Source organism: Sphingomonas sp. SFZ2018-12, from assembly GCF_022496715.1.
Lineage (GTDB): Bacteria > Pseudomonadota > Alphaproteobacteria > Sphingomonadales > Sphingomonadaceae > Sphingomonas.
In genome coordinates, this window is the sequence record NZ_WTFM01000001.1 from 903,744 (window position 1) to 929,328 (window position 25,585).

The window sequence follows — 25,585 nt, forward strand, 5'->3', positions numbered from 1 at the left end:
TGATCCAGTCTAGCGACGCTGCGGCCAATGCCAAGTGTCATCGAAAGCGAGGGCGTGACGACATGATCGGGTTTCATTTCGCGCGATGGTCGCCGGGGGTGGGGGAGGCGCGTGGCCGATGAACGGCGAGACGCTGCTGCGGCTGGCCTATACGGCCAATATCCTCATCCTGCTGCCCGTCGTGATCGCGCTGCACATGCGCGGCACTGCGGCGGTGTTCGGTCCCGGGGTCCCGGATTCGGCGGCGCTGCGGCTGCTCGTCGCCGCGTTATGGGGCGCCATCCTCCTGTGTTCGGTCGTCGGCCTCGCCTGGCCGCGTGCAATGGCGGGCGTCCTGGTGCTCCAGGTCATCTACAAGACCGCGTGGCTGCTGACCTTCGTGTTGCCGGCGTGGCGCGCGGGCGCGCCCGTGCCGTGGGGTCCGGCGCTGACCTTCCTTCCCATCGTCCTTTTCTGGCCCGTCATCCTGTTAAGGAGCCTGCCATGACCGAACCGTTCGATCTCGTCCGCGTCGCGCTGGTGATCGTCGCCGCGCTCGCCCAGGCCGTCATGGCCAGCTGGCCGCAGTTGCGCGGCTGGGAAAAGACGGTGCCCGAACGGTCGGAGCGCCAGCATCTGCCGATCGTGCCATGGGCACCGTTCTTCACCATCTGGGCGGTGATCTTTGCCGCGAGCTTCGGTTTCGCGGTGTGGCACACGCTCAACCCGTCCGACCCGCTGATGCGCGCGCTCGGCTGGCTGGCGGTGGCCGCGTGGACGCTGAACACGGCGTGGGAGTGGCATGTGGCCAGGCGCGACATCGATTGGACCAGCGTCGGGCTGATCGCGGCCGCACTCGTGACGCTGCTCGCTGCGGTGTGGACGATCGCGGTCGCAGGGCCGCTTTCGGGCTGGGCGTTCTGGCTCGGCGCGGCACCGCTTCTGCTTCTCGCCGGGTGGATCTCGGCCGCGACCTGGGTGAACCTGGGTTCGACGCTGAAGTGGAGCGGGGTCGCGGTCCGCACCGACTGGCAGCTGGCGCTGCTCGGGGCGGCGGGCGCGCTGGGGACGATCGTGGCGTCGTCGTCGGGGGCGCTCATCTATGCAGGTGCCATTGCCTGGGCACTGGCCGGCATCGTCGTCCAGAACCTGGTTCGCGATCGCAACTTCGCCATCGGGGCGAGCGCCGCGACGCTGATCCCGGTCGTGCTCGGCGCCGCGCTCGCCGGCGGCTGAACGCGAGAATCCGAGCGTCTCGATCAGGCGGCGGCTTCGGCCTCGTCCGAAGCGCCACAGGTGCGCAGGATCGTGCCCGCCATTTCCGGGTCGCTCGCCCTCGCCAGCATCACCGCGCCGACCAGCATGGCGAATTCGCGCATGGCCTCGCGTCGCGGGTCGGCGCTCGACCCGGTGAATGTCGTGGCGAAGGCGTCGATCATCCGGCGCAGCCCCCCGCCGAACGCACGCTTCACTGCGCCGTCCGCGCGTGCGATGTCGCCGCTGAGCGCGCCGGCGGGGCATCCGGTTTCGGGTGCCGCAAGATGGCCCGCCGACAGATAGAAGGTCTGGAACGCCCGGCGGACATCGTCGGGCGCTTCGGCTTGCAGGCCGTCGGTCACGCGTCCGATCATTTCGGCAAAGGCGGCTTCCAGCGCGGCGGCGAGCAGCGCGTCCTTCGACTCGAAATGGCGATAGAAGCCGCCATGCGTGAGCCCCGCCTCCTTCATCACGTCGCCGACACTCGCCCCCTCGACCCCGCGCGCCCGGAAGGCCCGACTGGCGCTGTCGACAATGCGCGCCCGGCTCCGCGCTTTTTCCTGTTGCGACACGCGCATCGCTGCTTCTCCCGACGTCTTGACAAGATAGAGGATAGTCATCATCTAAAAAGATGACAAGCATCATCTATCCTAATGACGCCTGCCCCCATTGCAGGAGACCATGATGACGCATCCCAGAATTCTCGTGACCGGCGCGACGGGCAAGACCGGCCAGGCGGTCGTGGCGGAACTGCGCCGGCACGGTGCGCCGGTCAGGGCGCTCGTCCGCAGGCGCGACAAACGCAGCGAGCGGCTGGAGCGCGAGGGCGTCGAGACGGTGGTGGGCGACCTGAGTGATCCGGGCAGCGTGCGCACCGCGGTTCAGGGCGTGCGGCGTGCCTATTTCCTGCCGGCGTTCGACCCGGCGATGCTGGAAGGCGCGACGCACTTCGCGGCCGCAGCGAAAGACGCCGGTGTCGAATCGATCGTCGGCCTCAGCCAGTGGCTGGCGGGTCCGGCGCATCCTGCCTGGCTGACCCGGCAATTGTGGGCGATGGACGAATTGTTCGGCGCGATCCCCGGCATCGCCTATACAATCGTCAATCCGCCCTTCTTTGCCGACAATTATCTGCGCCTGATCGGGTTCGCCGCGCATCTGGGCATTCTGCCCTCGCTGTCCGGGAACAGCCGCAACGCGCCGCCCTCGAACGAGGACATCGCCGCTGTCGCCGCAGCCGCGTTGCTGGATCCGGAGACGCATGGCGGACGCCGCTACAGCCCGACGGGGCCGGAGCTGCTGTCGACGCGCGACATGGCCGCGATCCTGACGCGGGTGCTCGCGCGCAAGGTGCGGGCGGTCGAAATGCCGATGTGGCTGTTCCTGAAGGCTGCGCGCATGCAGGGCGTGCCCGCCAACGAACTGAGCGGCTTCCGATACTGGGTGCGCGATCACGCCCAGGGCGCCTTTTCATTCCGCGCGCCGACCGACGACGTGCGGCGCGTCACGGGCCGCGCGCCCGAAAGCTTCGACACCATCGCCCGGCGCTATGCCGCGCTTCCCGAAGCCCGTCGCAGCTTCGGCGCAAGCGCACGCGCCTGGACCGACTTCATGCGGACCCCGATGATGCCGGGCTATGACCTCGACGCCTTCGACCAGCGGCTGGGGCTCAGCCGTCCTGCCGATTCGCGCTTTGCGATCGAGGATGCCGGCTGGCGTGCGCTCAGGTCCGCGCAGGTCGACAAAGGGAGCGAAGGCGAGGTCCTTCGCGTCGGTGAAGCGGCATGACCGGGGGCGAGGCGAGCGGATATATGTCCGCGCCCTGACGGCACAGCATCGACAGCGCAGCATCCGCAAGCGTGCCGGTCGCGGGCTACGTGCCGGCGACCCCCGGCTGGCCTGCGCCGGTCCTTTGCCGATGGCGCTTTTCCTGTGCGGGCGGATAGGCCATGTTCGCGCTCCCTCGAGCGGCGGGAGCGCGCGTTGACATATGCCGAATTGAGCACCGCGCGGCGCTGGCTGCTCTTCGCGCTCGTCATCACCGCGGGCATCCTCAATCTGGTCGACCGCCAGATCATCGCGGTGCTCAAGCCCGTGATCTCGAAGGATCTCGGCTGGACCGACAATGATTACGGCACGCTCGCCGCCTGGTTTCAGGGCGGGGCGGCGGTCGCGTTCCTTTTCACCGGCTGGATCGCGGACAAGCTGGGGGTCAAATGGGCCAATCCGCTCGGCGTCGCCGCCTGGTCGATCGCCGCGATGCTGCACGGCTGGGCACAGAGCACCGTACAGTTCGTGATGGTCCGCGTGGCGCTGGGCGCGACCGAAGCGATGGGCACGCCCGTCGGCATCAAGTCGATCGCCGCCATCCTGCCCCCGGCGCTCAGATCGAGCGGCTATGGCGCGATGAACGCGGCCAATTCGATCGGCGCGATCCTGGCACCACTGGCCATTCCGCTGGTCGCACTCAGCTTCGGATGGCGGGCGACCTTTGTCGCGGCGGGCATGGTCGGCATCCTGTGGGCCGGCATCTGGCTGGTTGCGACCCGCGGCTTGAGCCTCGGCGCGCCGGCGCGCACCGCACCGGTGGCGGCAGAATCCGCTGCTGCCACGCCCGATCGCTACGGCCCGATCCTGACCGAGCGTCGCACCTGGGCGATCGCGGTGGCCAAGGTGCTGTCGGATGCGACATGGTGGCTGATGCTGTTCTGGCTGCCCGATTTCTTCAATCGCGAGTTCGGCCTGTCGGGCGTCGCGCTGGGCGTGCCGCTGGCCATCGCCTATTCGGGCGCAGCGGCGGGATCGCTGCTCGGCGGCGGTATCTCGACCCGCCTGCTCCAGCGTGGCTATGGCGTGAACGCGGTGCGCAAGGGGATCATGCTGTGCGCCGCGCTGCTCGTGCTGCCGGTGCCGGTCGCGCTCACCGCCCACAGCTATCCGCTGGCGATCGCGATCATCGCACTGACGCTTGCCGCGCACCAGGCGTTCTCGACCAACCTGTTCGCGCTGATCGCGGACGTCGTGCCGCAGGAGAAGGTCGGCCGCGTGACCGCGTTCGGCGCGTTCAGCGGCAATATCGGCGGTCTGGTGATCGCCAAGGTCGCCGGGCTCGTGCTCTCGGCGGGGCTCGGCTATCTGCCGCTGTTCGGCTTTGCCGCCATATCCTATCTGCTGGCAATCGGGTGGATCCAGCTTCTGGTGCCGGTGATTCGCACGGTGGACGGCCCGCCCGGCGCGCGCGAGATTGTGCCGGCGCACTAGTAGGCGCAGTTGGGGAGCGGGATAGCGTTTCTATATTCCTATCGGACGAATAGGATTTAAAAGGCCGGATGGCTTGAAAAGGGAGGGTGTCATGATGAACCGCAAGGGATTTTCGCGGACCGCCGCGTTGATGGCGAGCTGCACGATGTTCGCGTTGCCGGCATGGGCGCAGCAGGCCGATACGCCCGATCCGGCCGAGGAGAATGTCGCGGCCGACATCGTCGTCACGGCGCAGAAGCGCGAGGAACGGCTGCAGGACGTGCCGATCGCGGTCTCGGTCGTTTCGGGCGATCTGCTCGACCGCCAGGGCGCGGTCTCGCTCGAGAATGCGCAGTATCTCGTCCCCACGCTCAATTTCCGCAAATCGGGTACGACGATCAACCAGTCGCTGTTCCTGCGCGGCGTCGGCACCTCGACCTTCTCGATCGCGGGCGAGCCGTCGGTCTCGACCGTCGTCGACGGCGTCGTCTACAGCCGCGCGGGCGAAGCGTTCAGCGACCTGATCGACATCGAGCGGCTCGAGGTGCTGCGCGGGCCGCAGGGCACCCTGTTCGGCAAGAACGGGTCGGCCGGCGTGGTCAACATCGTCACGCGGCGACCAGGCAATGAGCTCGGCGGCTATGTCGAGGGCGCGTTCTACTTCGACCAGGGCAACGAATATCGCGTGCGCGGCGCGCTGGACGTGCCACTCGGCGCGAACATCTCCAGCCGCTTCACGGGCTTCTACGGCAATTACGAAGGCAATCTGTTCAATCGCGCGGTGAACACGCGCGTCAACGGATATGAGCATTACGGCGTGCGCGGCATGATTGTCGCCGAACCGACCCCGGACCTGACCTTTACGCTGATCGCCGACTGGCGCCAGGCCAAGGATGATTGCTGCGCCGAGCTGATCGGGACCGCGCCGACCGGCGCTGCGGGCGCACTGCTCAATCCCGCCAACGTGTTGCCGACACCGCGCGGCGATGAGACGCGCGAGGTCAATCAGAACCTGGTCACGGCGACCAACGAGGAAAGCTATGGCGCCTCGCTTCAGGTCGACGCGACGCTCGGCGGGCTCACCGTCACCTCGATCACCGCTTGGCGGCGGTACGACAATGAGGAGATTCGCGACGGCGACTGGCTGGACCAGGCCTATGTCGGCGTCCCCCAGCTGCACGACATCGGTCCGCAGACGGGCGAGACATTCACCCAGGAAGTCCGGCTGGCGTCGCCGGGCGGCGAGACGATCGATTACACGCTCGGCTTCTTCTATTCGAATGCGGAGACCGAACGGACCTTTACCCGCAACGTCATCTCCTGCACGCGCACGCCCGCGCCCACCACGCTGACGCCGTGCACCGCGCCGGGTACGGTCATCACCCGGCCGAACGGATCGGCAACGTTCGGATCGACCTTCAGCAACCTGGCGCTGTTCGGCCAGGCGACGCTGAACCTGACCGAGCGGCTGCGGCTGATCGGCGGGTTTCGCTATACCTATGACCAGCTCGAGGTGTTCCACCGCCGTGTGTCGCCGCTGACCGGTCCCGGCATCGCCGCCAGTTTCGGCCCGTTCAACGGCAAGACGACGAACAACGACGTGTCGGGCCGCGCCGGGGTCCAGTTCGACATCGTGCCCGAATCGGTCGCCTACGCGACCTATTCGCGCGGCTACAAGGGCCCGGCGTTCAACGTGTTCTTCAACCTTGGCGCGACCGGCACCAACGTCATCGAGCCCGAGACCGCCGACAGCTACGAAATCGGCCTGAAGAACAGCCTGTTCGGCGGTCGCCTGGTCATCAACCTCGCCGCCTATTACGCGAAATACGAGAATTTCCAGGCGAACAACCCCGATCTGGTCGAAGGGGTGGTGGTCACCCGCTTCACCAATGCCGGCACGATTTCGACACGCGGCGGCGAGCTCGACTTCCTCTGGAGCCCGGCGCGCGACGTCAGCGTCTCCGGCGGCGTCGCCTATACCGATGCGCGCGTCGACCGCTTCCGCGTTCCGACCAGCGGCAATGTCGTCAACGTCGTCCCCGACGGCACCAGCCTCGCCTATGCGCCCGACTGGAAGGCATCGGTGGCGGGCGACTGGCGCATCCGCACCGGCGGCGCGATCGATATCGGCGTCAATGGCCAGGCGGCGTGGCAGACCGAGCAGCTGTCGCAATTCGACGCCAGCGCCGCCGTGCGCGCGGTTACGACGATCGAGGAATATGCGCTGGTCGACCTCGCCGCGTCGATCATCGATGCCAAGGACCGCTTTCGCGTCACGTTCCAGGTCAAGAACCTGTTCGACCAGAGCTTCGCGAGCGCAATCACCTCGGGCGGGCCGGGCGGCAGCTTCCGCTACATCATCCCGCGCGAGGCGGATCGCTATTTCGGCTTGATCGGCCGGGTCAACTTCTGACCCGGCGGCGCCGGGACCGGCGCGCGCGTTCGCGGATCAGCCGACGAACGCGCGCTCGACCACGAACTGGCCGGGGTTGCTGCGCGTCCCTTCGCGCAGTCCCATGCCCTCCAGCAGTCCGATCATCTCCGCATTGAAGGCGATCGACCCGCAGATCATCCAGCGCGCCTCGGCATGTTCGGCCTCGCTCAAGCCCATGTCCGCGCCGAACCGGCCGTCGCGGATGCGGTCGGTGATGCGGCCCTGGGTGTGGAACGCGCCGCGCGTGACGGTCGGGTAATAGGTGAAGCGGTCGCGCAGCATCTCGCCGAAGATCTCGTCATTCTTGATCTCCTCGCCCAGGAATTCGCTGTAGGCGAGTTCCTCCTTCTGGCGCACGGTGTGCGCGACGACGATGTGGCCGAAACGTTCATGCGTTTCGGGATCGCGCAGGATCGACATGAACGGTGCAAGGCCGGTGCCCGTGCCGATCATCATCAGGTGCTTGCCGGGTTCCAGCGCGTCGGCGACGAGCGTGCCGGTGGTCTTGCGCCCCATCAGGATATGGTCACCGACCTGAAGGTGCTGGAGGCGCGAGGTCAGTGCGCCGTCGGCGACCTTGACCGAAAAGAATTCGAGGTGATCCTCCCACGCCGGGCTGACGATCGAATAGGCGCGCAGCAGCGGCCGCCCGTCGGTGCCCGCCAGACCGATCATCACGAACTCGCCCGACGTGAAGCGAAAGCTTTGCGGCCGCTCGACCCGGAAGCTGAACAGTCCGGGCGTCCAATGGTGCACCCAGGTGACCTTCTGGAGGAACAGCCCCTTGGCTTCGGCCAGGGCTTCCATGGTGGCGAGTTCGGTCATTGTCGGGTTCCAGGTCGTGGGCAGGTATCGGTTGAATGCACAAGGCGCGGGCGGATGGGGTCGCTTAACGATCAATCGCGGCTTCCGGAATGGGAAAGTGATGTTGACCCCCGCCAGGCGCAAGGGCGGACCGGTCGATCGCGCCCGCAAAGGCGGAAGACCGGCACCGACACGGTGAGGCGCGGCACGCGTTACGCCGCAAAACGCGCGCGTTTCGGGTTGACCCGGGGAGCGGACAGGATCACTGTCCGGCCCAGCAATCGACCATGAGCAGATGGGGCTCGCGCGCCATGGTCGAAATCGGGTGTCACCCACGCTGAACAGGGGGAATGATGAACGCGTGTCGAATGGCGGCGCTGTTCAGCTTGTGGCTTGCGTCCCCGGCGCTGGCCCAGACGACGGTTCCCGTTCCGCAATCGTCGGTGCCGACGCGCGACCAGCTCCAGGTGCCGGTGCCCGAACGTGCGCCGTCGCGTGCGCGGGTGGATGCGCGCGAGAGCATCGACAGCCCGGCCTGTCCGTTGCTCGATTCGCCGCTGCGCGTCGATATCAACCGCGTGCGCTTCATGCCCGTCGGTCGACCCGCGATACCGGCCGAAATCCAGCAGCTGCTCGATCAGGTCGATCTGCCCGCCACTGGCAACCAGCCGATCAGCAATGTCTGTATCATCCGCGATCGTGCCAATGCCCAGCTGCGGCGCGGCGGCTATATCGCGTCGGTCCAGATCCCGCCGCAGGAGGTGGCGACTGGCGAGCTGCAGCTGGCGGTCGTGCTCGCCCGGATCAGCGAAGTTCGGGTGCGCGGCGAACCGGGTCCGCACCGGGCGTTGCTGGAGCGCCAGATCGCCCGAATCCGGGCGCTCGATCCGCTGCGTGAAGCCGATATCGAGCGGCTGCTGCTACTGACCGGCGACGCGCCGGGGCTCGACATCCAGCTCTCGCTGCGGCCGGCGGGCACCGGGCCGGGCGAGGTGATCGGCGATCTGCTGATCCAGAGCAGCGCCTTTGCTGTCTATGGCAACGTCCAGAATTACGGCGCGCGCCAGCTGGGGCGGGAAACCGGGTACCTGCGCGGCGAGCTTTACGGCGTGCTCACCGGCAGCGACGTGCTCTACGCGGTCGCGTCGAGCTCGCTCGATTTCGATTCGCAGCAGCTGGTCCAGCTCGGCTACACGACTGGAATCGATGGGGCAGGGACGACCATCGGGCTGCGGGGAACCTATGCCTGGTCGCGCCCCGACCTCGATACGCTCGACCTGCGATCCGAATCGCTGATCGTCGGCGTCGACGTGACCCGGCCGCTGCTGCGTTCGGTGCGCGCGAACGCGGCGATCGGGCTGGGGGCGGAATGGCTCGACCAGCGCACGCGCGTGTTCGGCGGACCGACCGTGTCGCCACTCAATACCGACAAGCTGCGCATCATCTACGCACGCCTGGACAGCAGCTACCGCGTGCCCGACCCCCTCGGCGGCACGCTGTTCAACCTCGCGACCAGCGTCGAGGTGCGCAAGGGCGTCGCGATTCTCGGCGCGTCGCGTCCCGGGGAAATCCGGGCCGACGGCGCGAGCCTGTCGCGGTTCGAGGGCGACCCGCAGGCGACCGTGGTGCGCGGCGCGGCGAATGCGGAGATCGCGGCCGGCCCGATCTTCTCGGTGCTGGGCAGCGCGCGCGGGCAGTGGGCGAACCACCCGCTTCTCAATCTGGAAGAGTTCACGATCGGCAATCTGGCGATCGGGCGCGGTTACGATCCCGGATCGAATGCGGGCGACCGCGCCGCCGCGGTGCGCGGTGAAATCCAGGCGCGCCTGCCGCTCGACCTCCCGGTCGCGATCCGCCTGCTCGCCTTTGCCGACGCCGTGTGGCTGTGGAACCTCGACAGCGGCACGACGGAGGCGGAACGGACGCTCACCTCGTTCGGGGGCGGCGTGAACGTCCAGCTGCCCGGGCTGCTGTCGCTCGACATATTGTACGCCGTGCCGCGCGACCGGGCGCTTTCGTTTGATCCCGAACCGCCGCCGGCGCGCTTGCTCGTCTCTCTCACCGCAAGGTTCAGTCCCTATGTCCGTTGAGTTCGCGATGCGTACCGATCGCGCGGCATGGCTGCGCACGACGGCACTGGCCGGGTGGCTGCTGTCGGCGAGCGTACCGGCATTCGCGCAGGCGCTGCCCACGCCCGGCGACGCGATCCGGAACACCGCGAGCGGCGGCGACATCGCCATCATTGCGAACCCGACGCCGGCGACGCTGCAGGTCGACCTGCGCGCGCGCAACACGGTCATCGAATGGGCGGGCTTCAGCGTGCCCGAGGGGAGCACCGCCACCTTCCGCGACGGGCGCGCCGACGGCATCGCCGGCACCAATCCGATCGCGGTGCTCAACCGGGTGGTGGCGACACCCGCCCCCACGCCGACACCGTCTCCCAACTTCAGCGAATCCTTTTCCACCTTTGCCGCGCCAGCCGCAGCCGCGGCCGCGCCGGGCAGCGCGCCCGCGATCAGCCAGATCCTGGGCGCGCTCAATTCCGATCCGAACGTCTCGGTCTTCCTGATCAACCCGACCGGCATCCTGTTCGGTCCGAACGCGAACGTTTCGGTTGGTGCGCTCGTGGCGAGCACCCTGGCGCTCAGCGATACGGAATTCTTCGGCACCGACGGGTTCGACTTCACTGGTGGAAGCGGCTCGATTCAGGTCGATGCCGGGGCACGCATCACGGCCGCGTCGACGCTGACCACGGGGGCGGTCGCGCTGATCGCGGCGGCGATCGATACGCGCGGGACGCTGTCGGCCAGCGGCGATGTTGCGATCGTCAGCGCGAGCGACGTCAATCTGGTGTTCCAGCCCGGCAGCCCGCTGTCGCTGACGATCCAGCGCGGCACGGCGCTGAACGCGCCCATGGTCGCGCGCGGCACGATCGCGGGCCGCAACGTGCTTTTCGCCGCCGCGACGCAGGCGACGGTGACCGAATCGATCCTCGACATCCAGTCGCTGGTGACCGCGACGACCGCGACCGCCAGCGATCGCGGCGTGATCCTGGCGGCGGGGCCGACCAGCGTGCCCGGCGGCCGCGTTGCCTTTGCCGCGGGTCCGGCGACGGGCGGCGTGGTCGACGTGACCCTGGGCGGCAGCCTGAACGCGTCGGGGGCGGCGGGCGACGTCACCCTGCTGACCAATGGCGCAATCGGCGCACCCGGCAACGCGGTGGCGATCGACGCGGGTGGGAATGTGACCGTGCGGCCGTCGCGGGGTACGACGCAATTGGGCTCGATCGCCGCGGGCGGTGACGTGTCGATCGTCGTGCCCGGCGCGCTGGAGATCGCGACAGTGGCCGGCAACGACGTTGCGATCGTCGCGGGCAGCATTGCGGGGGCGGGCGGTGGTCCGGGGACCGACATCACCGGTCGCGGCGCCGTCGATCTGGACCTGGCGGGTTCCGCGACGCTCGGGGCGGTCGACGGGACGACGACCGTGATCATCACGGCACCGGGTGGCGACGTGCGGACGACGCGCCTGCAGTCCGCGGGAACGATCGAGGCGGTGGCGCGCACGCTCGATCTCGGTACGATCGGTGGCAGCGACGCGTTGCTCACCGCGCAGGTCGGCGACCTGGTCATCGCCGGCGGGACGGTGACCGATGCCGTGCTGAGCGCCGCGAACGACCTTCGCATTACCGGCACGCTGACCTCGAACGGGACGACCACGCTGATCGCGGGCGACGCGATCGTCGGCGGGTCGGTCGTCGGCACCGGATCGCTGAGCGCATTCGCGACCACGATCGACGCGACCGAATTGTCGGGTGCGGCGGGACTGTCGACCAATTCGGCCAGCCTGACGCTCGATCGGGCATCGGCGACGGCGGGCAGCGGGTCGCTGGTCACGACCGACGGCGCACTGGCGATCGGATCCGGCCAGTTCGCGCGCCTGTCGCTCGACTCGGCGGCGGACCTGATCATCGGCAATACGATCATCGTCGACGCCGATGCGCGGCTGGTGGCCGCGGGCGCGATCGACGGCGGCGGCGTCCGCAGCGGGACGACGCTGGACATCGCGGCCGGCGGGCGGATCGATGCAGACGAACTTGCGGGGGCAAGTGCGGTGACGATCACCGGCGACGCCGTCGTCGCAGACGTGCTCGAGTCGACCAACGGCACCGTGCGCGCGACCGCGCTCGGTGGCGGCTTGGCGATCGGGTCGGCCGTGGCGGGGGGCAACCTGGCCCTCGAAGCGGCGGCCGGCGTGACTCTGCGCGGAAATGCGACGGCGGGCGGCGACCTGACGCTGCGCGGGAGCGACGTGACGCTGGGCAATGAGGGCGTGGCGATTCAGCAGGCCGGCGGGCAGGTCCGCGTCGACACGACGGCTGGCGCGATCCGCGGCGTCGGCAGCCTGACCCTGCGTTCGAATGCGGACGGGGTCGTTGGCGAGCCGGTTCGCCTGAACGCTGCGACGCGCATCGATTTCGCCGCCACCACCGCGATCGAGAGCGGCGGGCGCGCCGGCGACCTTCTCCTGCAGCGCGGCGACGCGGGTGCGGCGCTGGCGCTGGGTGCCGTGTCGGTGCGCCGGATCGGGGACGGCACGCTGGTCAATGGCGGCGATATCGTCTTCGGTGGCCCGGTGGTCCTAACTGACGGCCTGACGCTGACCTCGACCGCCGGCGCGGTCAGGCTGGGCAATGTGACGATCACCGGCCCGGCCGGACTGACGATCAATGCTGCCGACGCGATCGGGATCGGCGGTATCGCCGCGCGCGACCTGTTCCTGCGCGGGGCTTCGGTCAATGGCGGTACCCTGGATATTGCGAACGATGCCGATATCGCGGCGTCCAACGGTGCCTTGCTGCTCGCGGGCGGGCGGGTCGGCAACCAGCTGCGCCTTGCCAAGGCGGGAACGACCGGAAGCCTGACGATTGCCGGCGCGCTGCAGGCGGCGGCGGCGCCGGGCTCGACGGCCGATGCGATCGTCACTTCGACCACCGACGCCCGGATCGACACGCTGCGAAGCGTCGGCGGGAATGTCGAGGTCACGGCAGGCGGCGCCGTCACCGGTGCTGCGGCCGGGCGCGGCGCAACGCTTCGGGCCAACGCCGCGACCGGCAGCCTTCGCGTGACGGCGGGCGGTGCGCTGACCTTGGCCGGGTTCGACGCGGGTCGCGATGTCGCGCTGACCACCACTCAGGCGCTTTCGGTTACCGGCGACGTGACCCTGGGCGGCAGCCTGACGCTGAGCGGCGCGACCGTTGCCCTGGGCGGCGGCACGAAGTCGGCGGCCGGGGCGATCGACATCACCGCGTTGTCGGGCGGGATCAGCGCGGATGCGGGTGCTCGGCTGATCGCGGACAGCGACGGCGCGGGCGGGGGCGACATGACGCTGCGATCGGCGGCGGCGATCGCGCTGGGCGGCACGACCCTGCTGGGTGGACCGGCCCGCCAGTCGAACATCCGGCTCGCGCTTGGCCCGGGTGCGCCGCTGACGCTGGGCACGGTCGCGGCGCGCAGCCTGACCTCGCTCAACGCCAGTGGCGGCGCGGCCGGGCTGGACACGACCGGGACGGTGACTATCGACACGCTCAGCCTCGTCGATGGCTTTGCCGTCGGCCGCACGCAGCAGCCGGCCGCGCTGACCATCGGCACGCTGACCAGCAGCGCTGGCGGCGTTTCGCTGTCGTCGCCGCAACTGCGCGTGGGCAGCGTGACGGCGGCGGGCGACGTGACGATCGAAACCGCGGGCGAACTGCGCTTCGACGCGATCCGCGCACCCGGGCGGCTGGTTTCGATCGGTTCGAGCGACATCGCGATCGGCCAGGCGATCACCGCCAGCGAGGTGCGGCTGATCAATCGCGGCACGGCGAACCGCGTCCGCATCGGCGGCGTGCCGGAGGGCAATGCCGCGGAGTTCAACGCGGCCGCCGCGCCGCTCTATGCGCTGACCAACGAGGAGATCGCACGGATCGATGCCGCGACGCTCCGCGTGGACGCGGGCGGGCGTGACCTGATCGTCGGCGACGCGACTTTTGGCGCGACGGCGGGCAGTGCAGCGGTGTCGTTGTGGAACCGCGGGCGGATCGACGTGCTCGGGCGGCTCGAGGTGACCGGCGGCGCATCGGCGCGGACGTTGCAGCTGGGTGGCGACGGCACCGATACCGGCATCGCGTCGGTGATCCGCGTCGCGCCGCGCCCCAGCGGGGGCGGACGGATCGTGGCGGAGGGCGGGCGCGTGCTGCTGGCCGGCGGCCGCATCGGCGTCGGCTATGACCGCGATTTCCAGATGCTGCTGGGCCTGGCACCCGGGAGCACCGCCACGCCGACGACGCAGGAGGTCAATGACCAGCTCGTCGCGCGATCCAACTCGTCGCTCTACATCGCGACGCTGGCCGGCGAAGCGCCTTATGTCGACACCGTGCTGGTCCGCGCCGGGACGCTGGCGGTCCGCTATGCCGACTTCGCGCTGTTCCAGAATACGGGGCTGCCGGGGCTGACATCGGGCATCGACCTGACCGGATTGAGCGGTGTCACCACGCTCCAGATCGGCGCGACCGCGGGCGTGACGCCCAACAGCTTCGCCTTTTTCGGCGCAATCAACGGCGTTTCCGGACGGGCGACCTCGCTGCTGGGGGCGGAAAGCATCAGCCTCGATTCGCTGGTCGATCGCGGCGGCGCGCGCGCCAATGGCTGTCTGATCGGCTCGGCCGGGGGCGGGTGCCTGTCTGCCTCGCTGGCGCAGCCGCAGCTGCTGCGCGTCGAGAACAATACCGAAATTTTCGGGAGCAGCGCGGCGCTGACCCTGCTGTTCGACCCGCTGGTCGGATCGAACAACGAATCGCTTTTCGCCGACATCGTCGGGCTCGACATCGCGCCCGGCGGGGCAACCGCGGAGCCCGCGCCACCGCCCGAATGTCCGCCCGGAAGCCAGGCCTGTCCCGCGGAGCCCCAGCCATGATCCGCCGTCTCGCGATCCTTGCCATCGCGCCGTCCGCCCTGATGATGCCCACGCCCGCATCCGCGCAGGCCGGGCTGCCCGACAGCTTTCCGGCGGGGCGCGATTCGAACGGTGAGCCGTGCACGGCGACGCGCAGCTGGAATGATCCCGCCGCGCGGACGCTGTTCGACACGACTTACGGGATCACCTGTCGCGGCGTCGCCGCGAGCCGCCGCCAGGCCAGCATCCGCATCCATCTCGACCCGCCCGAGGCGGCGGAGCTGGCGCAGTGCGGCGCGGCAATGCGCCGCCCGGCGTCGGGCCTGCGGCATGTCGGCGAGGTCGAGGCGCGCCGGTGTCTCGACCCCGCGACCGGCGGCGAGATGATCCGCGTGGCCTTCGCGAGCCGGGGGCGCTTTTTCGTTGGTGAGGCCCTGCCCACCACGCTCGGCCCGATGGAGGCGACGCTCCGGGCCGTAATCGACCGCGCGATCCCGCAAACGCCGGCCGACGCGCCCGCCCCCGCGACGATCGCGATCGACGATCTGCCGCCGCTGCCCGCGATCGAGCAACAACGGGCGCTGGCCGCCGCATCGCTCGATACCGGCGGCGTGCTGCAGGCCGGCATTCGCCTCAACCATCGCGGGCTGTTCATCGAGGCCTCGCGCCTGCTCAACGACGCGCTCAGCCGGCTGCCGGCGACCACGCCGCCGCTGACCCGCGCGGAAATGCTGCTCGAGGCCGGATTGGCGGATTCCAACATCAGTCAGTTCGATGCCGCGACAGACCATTTTTCGCGTGCCAGCCAGTTACTGTCGGGTGCAGAGGATTTCGATCGCCTCGCGTTCCTGAACTCGAAATACGCGACCTATCGTGGGCTCGACGACATCAACCGCCGCGCATGGTCACAAGCGATCGAGACGCTGGCGAGCCGCGACGACAGCGACGCGCCGCTCAAGGACCCGGCGGTGCTGAGCAACCTGAACCGACCCGTCGCGGGTGCCGCGGCGTCGGTAACGTCGACCGATGCGGCGCAATTGTCGCGGCTGCTCGTCGAGGCCCAGCGCAACTGGGCGCAAAGCGTCGCCTATCTGGCGACCGGCGACACGATGCGTGCCCGCGCCGCGCTCGACGACAGCGTGCCTTATGTCACCGAACTCCAGCGCAATGTGAGCCCCGAAGGGGTGGCGGCGCTCAAGTCGCGGCTCGAGCGGCAATATGGCCGGGTCGCCGCGCGCGAGAACGACCTGGCGGGCGCGATCGGCCATTTCGACTGCGCGCTCGCGATCCTGCGCGGTGGCGAGCGGCCGGCCGGCCGGACCTGTCTGCTCGACGCGGGTGACCCGGTGGCGGACGAGACCTTCGACCTCGCGGCCGGCGGATCGCTGGTCGCGGACACGTTGCTGGAGCGCGCGGCGCTGATGACCCGTCTTCCCGGGGTGAGCGATGCGGCGCTGCTCGCCGAATTCGATACCGCGGTCGATGCGCTGGGGCGCACGGGCGGGGGCGGCGTGGCGCGGCCGGGTATGGAAACCTATCTCGACCTGCTCGTGCGGCTGAACATGAAGGAACCGTCGCCGGCATTGGCGCAACGGTTTTTCGCTGCCGTCCAATCGGTCGGCGAGCCCGCGATCGCGCGCCAGGTCGCGCAGCTCCAGGCGATCGTGACCGCCGACGGACCGATCGGGGCCCGGGCGCGCGACCGTTCCGCCGCGGAACGCGACATCATTCGTCTGCGCTACGAGATTTCGGCGGTCGACCCCGCCGATACCGCACGCCGCGCCGCGCTGGAGGCCGAACGCCAGCGCGCGGAGGCCGCGTTGCTAGCCGCCAATATCGCGCTGGCGGCGGACTCGCGCTTCCAGGCGGTCGACGACCAGCCGGTCACGCTCGCCGAGCTGCGCGCGGAGCTTCGTCCGGGCGAATATTATCTGAAGGTGACCCGGCTGCGCAGCCGCGCCTATGCGCTGATCATCGGACAGGACGACGCGTTCCTGCACGCCCTGCCGGCCCCCGCGGCGACCGTCGATGCGATCGCCCAGCGCGTGCGGACGTCGATCCGCGACGGGTCGCGCACGCTTCCGTTCTTCGATGTCGGGGCCTCCTATGCACTGTTCAAGCTGATCGCAGGGCCGGCCGAAGCCGCGCTGGTGAACGCCAGCGCGATCGTCGTCGATCCGTCGGGTCCGCTCGCCAACCTGCCGGTGGGGGTGCTGGTGACGCGGCTGGACAGCGTGCAGCGTTATGCCGAACGCCGCGCGACCGACGCCAACGACTATAGCGACGTCGCGTTTCTGGGTGCGCAGGCGGAGCTGTCGAGCGCGCTGTCGCCGCGATCGTTCCTGATCACGCGGCGCCTTGCACCGTCGGCCGCGCGAAACCCCTTTATCGGCTTTGGCGAGAATGCGCCCGCGTCGCTGCTGGCGGCCGTCGCACAGACTCGCGTGCCCTTCGGCAGCGGCTGCGACATTGCCTATGGCGAGCTGGCCGAACTGATGAACGGAAACCGTCCGGTCAGCGCGGACGAGATCGGCATCGCCGCCGCCGCGCTCGGGGTGGCGGGCGCCCCGGAAATCACGCGCGCCGCCTTCACCGATCGCGCGCTCGTCGAACAGGGCGAGCGAGGCGATTTTCAGTCCTATCAGGTGTTGCATTTCGCAACGCACGGGCTTCCCGAAACCAAGGTTGGGGACTGCACCCGCGTCCCGCCGTCGCTGGTCACGACGCTGGCCCCCCCGCAGCCCGACGGCGGCTTTCCCTCCGACGGGCTGCTGAGCCTGCCCGAAGTCGCGTTGCTGCGGCTTGACGCGAACCTGGTCGTGCTGTCCGCGTGCGAAACCGCGAGCGGGGTTTCGGGGATTGGCGGGCGGCTGGCCGGGCAGGACGAATCGGGTGCGACGCTGGACGGGCTGGTGCGCGCCTTCATCACGGCCAATGCGCGCGCGGTGCTCGCAACCTATTGGCAGGTCCCGGCGTCGACGGATACCGATCGGTTCATCGCGACCTTCTATGGCACCGGCCGGACGGCGACGATCGGTGCGGCGTTGCAGGCGGCGCAGCGCCGGCTGATCGCGGATGCGGCAACGTCGCATCCCTATTTCTGGGGCGCCTATTTCCTCGTCGGCGACGGCAGCAAGACGATGCTGACCCCGGCGGCCGCTCCGGTCACGACGGCCGCGCGGCGCTGATGCCGGCGGATAGCGCGTCGCCGGGGATCGAGGCGGCGGTCACGCTGGTCGTCGCGATTGTGGCTGCGGCCGGTGTCGTGATCGGCGCCCAGGCGGCCTATGCCGGGCTTGCCGCGGGGCTGGAAGGGATCAGCCCGGCGGTTCAGGAGGGCGTGTTCACGCTGCTGCTGTTCGGCGTGTTGGCGGCCATCGCCTGGGGTGCGATGGCGCTCAGGCCCGATCCTGGACGCCAATTGATCGGCACCCAGCCGGGGCGGATGGCGGCAAGCGGCGTAATCTTGGGCGTTGGTGGGGTCATGCTGGCCATCGGCCTGTCATGGCTGGCGGGCGCGGTCATGGCTGGCGGCAGCGATGCGGGTGGGGCTGCGTTGCTGGCGGGCACGGGCGTGATCCTGATCCAGGCGAGTGCGGAGGAGTTTTATTTCCGCGGCTGGCTGCAGCCCGTGCTCCAGCGCGGCTGGGGCGACGCGGCGGGGCTTGTCGCGACGAGTATCGCCTTTGCGCTGCTCCATCTTGCCGGCGGCGGGGTGAGTGCGACGGGAATCGTCAACCTGCTGATCGGCGGATTGTGGTTCGGCGTGCTCGCGGATCGATCGGGCGGCATCATCCTGCCCGCGCTTGCCCATTTCGGCTGGAACTGGGGCGAGGCGATCATCGCCGGGTTGAGCCCCAATCCCGGCGTCGGCAGCTTCGGCGCGCTGGTCGACCTCGACCTGATCGGGGTGGCGCGCTGGGGCGGGTCAGACGAGGGCCTGAACGCCAGTATCGGCATGACGTTTGTGCTCGTGGCGCTGCTCGTGGCGACGCTGGGCTGGCGGCGGCCCGGCCGGCGCGCCACCGATGCGGTGACGGCACACTGACTATGACGCCGCTCAGTTGGACTGGGCGGCCCGGCTGACGTCGATGCGGTCGCGTTCGCGCGCGAATGCGATCAGCGCCTGGCCCTCCAGCGTCCGCCCGGCCTCGGTCTCGATGCTCAGCGGATCGACCGGTTCGCCGTCGATATGCACTTCGTAATGCAGATGCGGTCCGGTCGAACGGCCGGTCGTGCCGACTTCGCCGATCTGCTGGCCTTGCGACACATGCACCCCCGCGCTGATGCCCGGCGCAAAGCGGTTCATGTGCAGGTACAGCGTTTCCCAGCCGTTCGTGTGGCGGATGCGCACGAAATTGCCGTTCGGTCCCTTCGGCGCGGCGAATTCGATCACGCCGTCGCCCGAAGCGAAGATCGGCGTGCCCGTCGGCGCGGCGAAATCGGTGCCGCGGTGAAGCTTGCGGAAACCCAGGATGGGGTGCGTGCGAAACCCGAAATTGGACGATACCCGCGCGCCGTCGACGGGCGTGCGCATCAGTGCGCGCACGATGCTGCGCCCGCTGCCGTCGAACCATTCGGCGGCGCCACCGTCGGGCGCGAAGCGATAGACCGCGCTCGACTTGGTCTCGGTCGTGATCGACGCGTAGAGGAGCGTCGGCGGCCCGACCGCTTCGCCGGCTGCGTTCACCTGCTGCGCGAAGGCGGCCTCGAAGGCGTCGCCGGCACGCACCTCGCGCTGAAAGTCGAAATCAAAGGCGAGCGCGCGGGCGAATTCGGGAATGACGCTGTCGATCACTCCGGCGGCGACCGCAGAGGAATAGAAGCTGTCGGCATCCATCGTGCCGCGTCGCGCGACGATCCGGCTGCTGAACTGCGCCGCGACGCGGGAGGCGATGAATCGTCCCGCATCGCCAGGCGTCACCACGACGCCCGAGCTGTCGTCGTTCGACGCTTCCAGCCGGTCGAGGCGAAAGCCGTCGGGGGTTTCGGTCAGCGTGATCACGGCGCGGATCTCGCCATCGGGCTTCAGGCCGGGGCGGGCGGCGAGGGCGGCTGCCGCGGCGCTGGCGGGCGCGATGCCCGAGGCACGCAGCGCAGCCATGAGGTCGCCCGCGCCCGACAGCACCAGCGTGCGCCGCGTCTGTGCCGGCCCCCGCGCTTGCGATGGCGATGCCAAGCTGGCGTCACCATCGCCGGGCCGCGATTGCCAGGCCGTGATCGCGCCGGCGGTCAGGATCAGCGCGGCGGCGGCGATGCCGGCGGGCAGGCCGGCGATGCGCTGGTGCCAATCGCCCGCGCGCCGGTCGGCCGGTGCCTTCCTGTCCGGGCTACCGGCGACGCCGGTATAGGCGCACCAGTCGCTGATCCATGTCCGCGGATCATAGGAATCGCTGATCGCATCGGCCATCTCGTCCCCCCGGTCGCCGCCCGCCGTCGCATCTATGTCGCTGCGCCCGGCGTTGCGCAATGTGCCTTGCGATTGCGGCGAGCGGCAAAGGCGGGCTAAAGCAGGGCGGGGCGCGGCAGGGGACGTGCGGATGATACCGCTCAAGACCGAATGGCAGGCACTGACCGACACGGGGCTGGTCCGCGAGGTCAATGAGGATCGCTACTGCGCGTCGGATACGATCGGCCTGTGGGCGGTCGCCGACGGGATGGGTGGGATGGCCCGCGGCGACTGGGCGGCGGCGACGTTGATCGACGCGCTCGACGCGCTGCCCCGGCATGAGGATGCGGACGCGATGGTATCGGCGACCGCAGAGGCGGTTCAGCAGGCGAACCGGGCGATCGTGATCGAATCGGCCGCGCGCGGCGCCCAGATGGGCACGACGGTCGTCGCGCTGATCATTCGCGAACGACGCTTCACCGTGCTCTGGGTCGGCGACAGCCGCGCCTATCTCCGCCGCGATGGTCAGCTGCATCAGCTGACCCGCGACCATAGCCAGGTGCAGGAACTGATCGATCGCGGGGTGCTCGACGCGGCGGCGGCGGCCACGCATCCGCTGCGCAACGTGATCACCCGCGCGGTCGGCATCGGCGAACCGCTGACCATCGATGCGATCACCGACACGCTGCTGCCCGACGACCAGTTCCTGTTGTGCAGCGACGGCCTGCACGGCGTCGTCGCGGATGCGGAAATCGACGCCATCCTCGCCCGCCACGAGGCCCGCGATGCGACGCGGGCGCTGGTCGATCGCTGTCACGCGCTGGGTGCACCCGACAATGTCACGCTCGTGCTGGTCACCGCGAGCGAATCGACGCTGATCCGCTTCGGCTCCGAATTGTCGCGGGCCGTGCCATGACCACGCCGAACGACGATCGGGAATCGCCCGAAAGCGACCGGACGATCATCCGGCCTTCGACGGGCGCAACATCCGAGCCGCCCGCCCCGGCCCCCGACCGGACCGTGATCGCGCCGCAGGCGGCCGCGTCACCCGCGCCACCGACCATGGCGGCGCGCGCCGACGGCGTCGGCATCCAGATCGGCGACGTGCTCAACCATATCTTCGAGGTGCGCCGCTTCATCGCACGCGGCGGCATGGGCGAGGTGTTCGAGGGCGTGAACGTAAACAGCGACGAGCGGGTTGCGATCAAGGTGATCCTGCCCGCGCTCGCCAACGACCCCAATGTCCAGGCGATGTTCCGCAAGGAAGCGCGCACGCTGACCCGGCTGTCGCACCCCGCCCTGGTCCAGTACCGCGTGCTTGCCCAGGAACCGCAGCTCAACGTCTTCTACATCGTCACCGAATTCATCGACGGCAGCAACCTGTCCGATGTGCTGGGCAAATTGTCGCCGACGCCCGAGGGGCTGATCGACCTGACCCGCCGGCTCGCCTCGGGGCTAGAGGCGGCGCATGCGCTGGGGGCGATTCACCGTGACATCTCGCCCGACAATGTGCTGCTTGAGGATGGCCGGCTCGACCGTGCGCGGATCATCGACTTCGGCATCGCCAAGGATCTCGACCCGGGATCGAAGACGATCATCGGCGACGGCTTTGCCGGCAAGCTCGGCTATGTGGCGCCCGAACAGCTTGGCGATTTCGACCGCCAGGTCGGGCCGTGGAGCGATGTCTACAGCCTGGGTCTCGTGATCCTCGCGGTGGCGCTCGGTCGCAACGTCGACATGGGAAGCAATTTCGTCGAGGCGATCGATCGCCGGCGCAAGGGCGTCGACACGAGCGGGGCGCCCGATACGATCCGCCCGGTGCTCGACCAGATGCTGGTCGCCGACCCGGCGGATCGCCTGCGCTCGATGGACGCCGTCATTGCCGCGCTCGGCCAGCCCGTTGCGACGCCGCCCGCCGGTCGCAAGCCCAAGCCGGCGGCGACGCCCAAGCCCGCACGATCAGCCCCGCCGGGGCCTGCGGGCTCCGGCACCGCGTCGCGGCGTCCGCTGATCATCGGCGCGGCGGCAGCGGGGGTGGGCGTCGTCGCGCTGGCAGCGTGGCTGGCGCTGAGCGGCGGCGGGCCCGTTGATCCGCCGGTGAAGGCACCGGATGCCTCCGGCACCCCGGTTGCGGCGGCACCTGAAGAGGCCGCCCGGCGCGCGGTGGCGGCGGCGCTGCCGTCGATCGGCTGCACCTGGCTCGACGTGACCCGGGTGACGGCGGGCACGGGCGGCGTGTCGCTGGCGCTGGCCGGCGTCGCCGGGCTGCCGGCCGAGGCCGAGTCCCGGGTGTTCCGCGCGGTCGAGGCGAGCGGCGGGCGCGTGGCGGCCACCGATTTTTCGGAGGTCGCGCCGATCAGCGGCTCCGAATGCACCGCCATCGATGCGTTCCGCGCGATCCGTTCGACCGACGGCGCGCGGCTGTCGGTCCCGCAGCGCAAGTTCGAGATGAGCGTGCTGCCCCCGGACAGCGCCTATGCCGGTAAAGTTGGCGGGCGCGCGGTCGTCAGTCTCGATCTCGCCAACCCGGGCCTCGACTTCGCGCTCTACGGCATCGAGCCAAGCGGCGCGATTTCGACGATCATCCCCAATCGCGCGACCTTTACGGGTCTGGAAAAGACCGGAACGCCGATCGCCGACCTGGGTGGCGATCGTTACCGCTTGCAGATCGATGCCGATCATAGCGGCTGGTCGGGCATTCTGTTGCTGACCGGCAAGGGCGGGTTTTCCGAAGGGTTGATGGATGGCAATCACGGCCCGCAATGGCAGGCGCAGTTCGCGAAGGCGGCCGCCGCAAATGGCTGGCAGGCCGAAATGGTGTGGTTCAAGATGGCCGACGAAGTGCGCGAATAACGCGCGATCTTCGGGCAGCCGGAGACGCCCGGCTCGGGTCCGTCCGCCAAGCCCGATTACGGGCTTTGCGCCCCGAAACGACGCGCTGCCGGCCCACTCTTCGGCGCGGCATCGAGCGGCTGGTTTGCCGCGCATGGCCCGGAACAATTCTCACCCGGACACAAATATGTGGGCCTCCGCGGCCGGAAGAACCGTCGACATACCGATGCTTAAAAGGTGGTGGACGCACTAGGGCTCGAACCTAGGACCCGCTGATTAAGAGCGGAGCTTTGTGCCCTTTTCGTTCCTTTCCAATACTACGCCAGACTACGCTCAAAGGCTTGAAACGGTTGGAATAAATCCGCCGTGGATTACCCTTCGCTACGCCAGCGTAATCCCGACATCTGATTACGTGGCGATTACGTGGACGAGCGCCAGATCATGCCGAATCAGTCAATCACACTGCGAACAATCCAGTCAGTCAAACCGGACCCGCACCGCGACATTTACGTGTGGGACCCCCGGCTGAAGGGCTTCGGACTTCGCATCACGCCAAGAGGAGCACAGTCCTTTGTGTTCCAGTATCGGGTCGATGGCGGGCCAGCCCGCCGCAAGACCATCGGGCCTGTCGGCAGTCCATGGACGCCTGCCACTGCGCGCAAGGAAGCCGAGCGGCTGCTGGTCCAGGTCTATCAGGGGATCGATCCGGTCGAAGCCAAGCGTGAAGCAAAGCGGAAAAAAGAGACGTTGAACTTTCGGACCTACAGCGAGAGGTTCGTGGAGCTCTATCTCAAGCCGAACTGGCGGGGGACGTGGGGTTCGGCGCAATGCACGATCAACAACGTTTTTATTCCACGCTGGGGCAACCGACCCGTCCATGAGATCACCCGCGCCGATATCGTGAAGGTGTTGGACGAGTATTCCGATCGCCCGGCGCGGCGCAAGGAGATCCACTCGCTCCTGCGCAAGTTGTTCAATTGGGCGACCGACCGGCAGGATATCGATGTCTCGCCGTTGGCCGGGATGAAAGCGCCAAAGGCCGTCCCGTCGCGCCGCCGGGTGCTGAGTGACGAGGAGATCGTCGCCTTGTGGAGGGCGACCGAGAATTCCGGATGGCCGTGGGGGCCTTTTGTGCGGATGCTGATCCTGACCATGCAACGGCGCCAGGAAGTTGCCGAGATGGACTGGTCCGAAATCGACCTCGATGCACGTCGTTGGACCTTGCCGGCCGATCGCGCAAAGAATGATCAGGAGCACGTCATACCGCTGACGAGCCTCGCGCTCGCAGAGCTGCAGCTGCTGGGTCCGAAGCGGAAGGGCCTCGTGTTCACCACCACAGGCACGACCCCCGTATCGGGCTTCTTCAAGGGGCGAGCAGCGCTCCACAAGGACATGGTCGCCTATCTGAAAGCGAAGCAGATCGAAGAAGGTGGAGACCCCGACCAGGTGGAGGTTCCGAACTGGCGGTTGCACGATATTCGCAGGACCGGCGCAACCCATCTTCAGTCGCTGCGGGTTCCCGTCGAAGTTACAGAAAGCGTGCTCAACCATATCAGCGGAACAAGGGCAGGGGTCGCGGGGATCTACAACCGCTACAGATATGACGATGAGAAGCGCACCGCTCTCGATGCTTGGGACGCGAAGTTGCGGTCCCTCCTGTCGACATAGGCCAATGAGACGCAGGGTCTGATTCCAGAGCATGGCTTGCTTCGCCTCTCGGCCCGTGACGAACGTAGCGGAGCAGCACGGCAGTGCAACAAAAGCGGTACCGCAAATACCGTTGACATTTGTCAACAGATAGACGATAAGGAAGTCGGTTGAATGGCTAGGCCACGCCATCCGAACAAGGAGATTGAAGCGGCTGTTGCCCATGCGGAAACGCTGGGCTGGCGGGTCGTTCCGATCAGTGGCCACGCCTGGGGGCGGCTCTACTGCGCTTGGGCTGACCGGGACGGTTGCATGGTCTCGGTGTGGAGCACGCCGCGCAATGCGGAGAACCATGCCAAGGCTATACGACGGGATGTGGCGCGGTGCCCGCACGGGCAAGCGGAGTGAGTGAGATGAAGACGCATGAGTTTACCATTGTCGCCTCCGGCCTCGATCCCGAGGCGGACGGCTACGAAGACCGCTTCTTCGAGGCCGGTTGCGACGACGCGACGCTTTCGTTCCAGAAGGGCGTGATCATCGCCGAGTTCGCCCGTAAAGCTGTGTCATTTTCCAAAGCTTTCGCAACCGCTTATAAGGATATGCTCAAAACGGGTGCCAAGATCGAACGGGTCGAGCCGGATTATCTGGTGAACCTCAGTGACATTGCCGAGCGTTCTGGCCTCACCCGTCAGGCGATCTCGCTTTACACCAAGGCGGAACGTGGCTCGGGCTTCCCCAATCCGGTTGCGCGCGTCACCTCCAACAGTCCTCTCTGGGATTGGCTGGAAGTCACCGAGTGGCTCCACGCCCAGGCAAAAATCGAGCGCGAAGCGGTGGTTGAGGCGCGGATTGTCAAAGAGGCCAATCGCTTTCTCGAGTTGCATGACGGGGAGCCTGATAACTTCACGCGGCGACTGGAATTGCTCGAGGATGCGGGACCCTAGGCGTATTCAGGTCTGACGCCCATGCACCACCCTATTGCTCAGATGCAGCATTTGCCGTATCTTTCGTCACCGGCTGATTAGATCGCCTATCAATAGTTTGAATTCGGGAAAATACATCAATATTCT

16 protein-coding genes are annotated in these 25,585 nt (G+C 68.4%); 13 read left to right on the forward strand and 3 right to left on the reverse strand.

Annotated features, from left to right (window positions below; all coding sequences use genetic code 11):
- The first annotated feature begins 118 nt into the window (after positions 1–118).
- Both GO308_RS04200 and GO308_RS04205 read left to right on the forward strand, forming a co-directional pair.
- Positions 119–487, forward strand: a complete 369-nt coding sequence (locus GO308_RS04200; RefSeq protein ID WP_066481752.1) for a hypothetical protein — start codon at positions 119–121, stop codon at positions 485–487.
- The gene (locus GO308_RS04205) at positions 484–1,215 is read left to right on the forward strand and encodes a hypothetical protein (protein ID WP_240884010.1); all 732 of its coding nucleotides are present in this window, start codon (positions 484–486) and stop codon (positions 1,213–1,215) included. The genes GO308_RS04200 and GO308_RS04205 overlap by 4 nt, the downstream gene beginning before the upstream one ends.
- Positions 1,216–1,238: 23 nt before the next feature.
- On the opposite strand, the gene GO308_RS04210 is transcribed toward GO308_RS04205, so the two are convergent.
- Positions 1,239–1,856, reverse strand: coding sequence for a TetR/AcrR family transcriptional regulator (locus GO308_RS04210; protein ID WP_240884011.1), 618 nt, complete (start codon positions 1,854–1,856; stop codon positions 1,239–1,241).
- A 64-nt stretch (positions 1,857–1,920) separates the two neighbouring features.
- Here GO308_RS04210 and GO308_RS04215 point away from each other — a divergent pair, with 64 nt between their 5' ends.
- The 3 genes from GO308_RS04215 (at position 1,921) to GO308_RS04225 (ending at position 6,886) form a co-directional block, all read left to right on the forward strand.
- Positions 1,921–3,021 (forward strand): NmrA family NAD(P)-binding protein, encoded by a 1,101-nt coding sequence (locus GO308_RS04215; protein ID WP_240884013.1) that lies wholly within the window; start codon positions 1,921–1,923, stop codon positions 3,019–3,021.
- A gap of 195 nt (positions 3,022–3,216) precedes the next feature.
- A complete protein-coding gene (locus tag GO308_RS04220; protein ID WP_240884015.1) occupies positions 3,217–4,494 on the forward strand; it encodes an MFS transporter in 1,278 nt (425 codons plus the stop codon).
- Positions 4,495–4,585: 91 nt separating this feature from the next.
- Positions 4,586–6,886, forward strand: coding sequence for a TonB-dependent receptor (locus GO308_RS04225; RefSeq protein ID WP_240884018.1), 2,301 nt, complete (start codon positions 4,586–4,588; stop codon positions 6,884–6,886).
- A gap of 36 nt (positions 6,887–6,922) precedes the next feature.
- On the opposite strand, the gene GO308_RS04230 is transcribed toward GO308_RS04225, so the two are convergent.
- Entirely contained in the window at positions 6,923–7,732 is an 810-nt protein-coding gene (locus GO308_RS04230) for a ferredoxin--NADP reductase (protein WP_066481738.1), read from the reverse strand.
- 347 nt (positions 7,733–8,079) lie between these two features.
- Between GO308_RS04230 and GO308_RS04235 the strand changes: the two genes are divergently transcribed.
- From GO308_RS04235 to GO308_RS04250, 4 genes are read left to right on the forward strand one after another with little or no spacing between them, the layout of a single operon-like run.
- Positions 8,080–9,801, forward strand: a complete 1,722-nt coding sequence (locus GO308_RS04235) for a ShlB/FhaC/HecB family hemolysin secretion/activation protein (protein WP_240884019.1) — start codon at positions 8,080–8,082, stop codon at positions 9,799–9,801.
- The gene (locus GO308_RS04240) at positions 9,791–14,668 is read left to right on the forward strand and encodes a filamentous hemagglutinin N-terminal domain-containing protein (RefSeq protein WP_240884021.1); all 4,878 of its coding nucleotides are present in this window, start codon (positions 9,791–9,793) and stop codon (positions 14,666–14,668) included. The genes GO308_RS04235 and GO308_RS04240 overlap by 11 nt, the downstream gene beginning before the upstream one ends.
- Positions 14,665–17,835 (forward strand): CHAT domain-containing protein, encoded by a 3,171-nt coding sequence (locus GO308_RS04245; protein WP_240884023.1) that lies wholly within the window; start codon positions 14,665–14,667, stop codon positions 17,833–17,835. Before GO308_RS04240 ends, GO308_RS04245 begins: the two co-directional genes overlap by 4 nt.
- Complete coding sequence (locus tag GO308_RS04250; RefSeq protein ID WP_240884024.1) at positions 17,835–18,695, forward strand: CPBP family intramembrane glutamic endopeptidase; 861 nt, start codon at positions 17,835–17,837, stop codon at positions 18,693–18,695. Before GO308_RS04245 ends, GO308_RS04250 begins: the two co-directional genes overlap by 1 nt.
- Before the next feature lie 12 nt (positions 18,696–18,707).
- On the opposite strand, the gene GO308_RS04255 is transcribed toward GO308_RS04250, so the two are convergent.
- Positions 18,708–20,057, reverse strand: a complete 1,350-nt coding sequence (locus tag GO308_RS04255; RefSeq protein ID WP_240884026.1) for a M23 family metallopeptidase — start codon at positions 20,055–20,057, stop codon at positions 18,708–18,710.
- A 130-nt stretch (positions 20,058–20,187) separates the two neighbouring features.
- Between GO308_RS04255 and GO308_RS04260 the strand changes: the two genes are divergently transcribed.
- The 4 genes from GO308_RS04260 (at position 20,188) to GO308_RS04275 (ending at position 25,459) form a co-directional block, all read left to right on the forward strand.
- Positions 20,188–20,952, forward strand: coding sequence for a protein phosphatase 2C domain-containing protein (locus GO308_RS04260; protein WP_066481715.1), 765 nt, complete (start codon positions 20,188–20,190; stop codon positions 20,950–20,952).
- A complete protein-coding gene (locus tag GO308_RS04265; protein WP_240884028.1) occupies positions 20,949–22,889 on the forward strand; it encodes a serine/threonine-protein kinase in 1,941 nt (646 codons plus the stop codon). Before GO308_RS04260 ends, GO308_RS04265 begins: the two co-directional genes overlap by 4 nt.
- A gap of 402 nt (positions 22,890–23,291) precedes the next feature.
- The gene (locus GO308_RS04270; protein ID WP_240884030.1) at positions 23,292–24,536 is read left to right on the forward strand and encodes an integrase arm-type DNA-binding domain-containing protein; all 1,245 of its coding nucleotides are present in this window, start codon (positions 23,292–23,294) and stop codon (positions 24,534–24,536) included.
- Between the two features lie 392 nt (positions 24,537–24,928).
- Positions 24,929–25,459: a hypothetical protein gene (locus GO308_RS04275; RefSeq protein ID WP_240884032.1), complete on the forward strand. Its 531-nt coding sequence runs from the start codon at positions 24,929–24,931 to the stop codon at positions 25,457–25,459.
- Positions 25,460–25,585 lie beyond the last annotated feature (126 nt).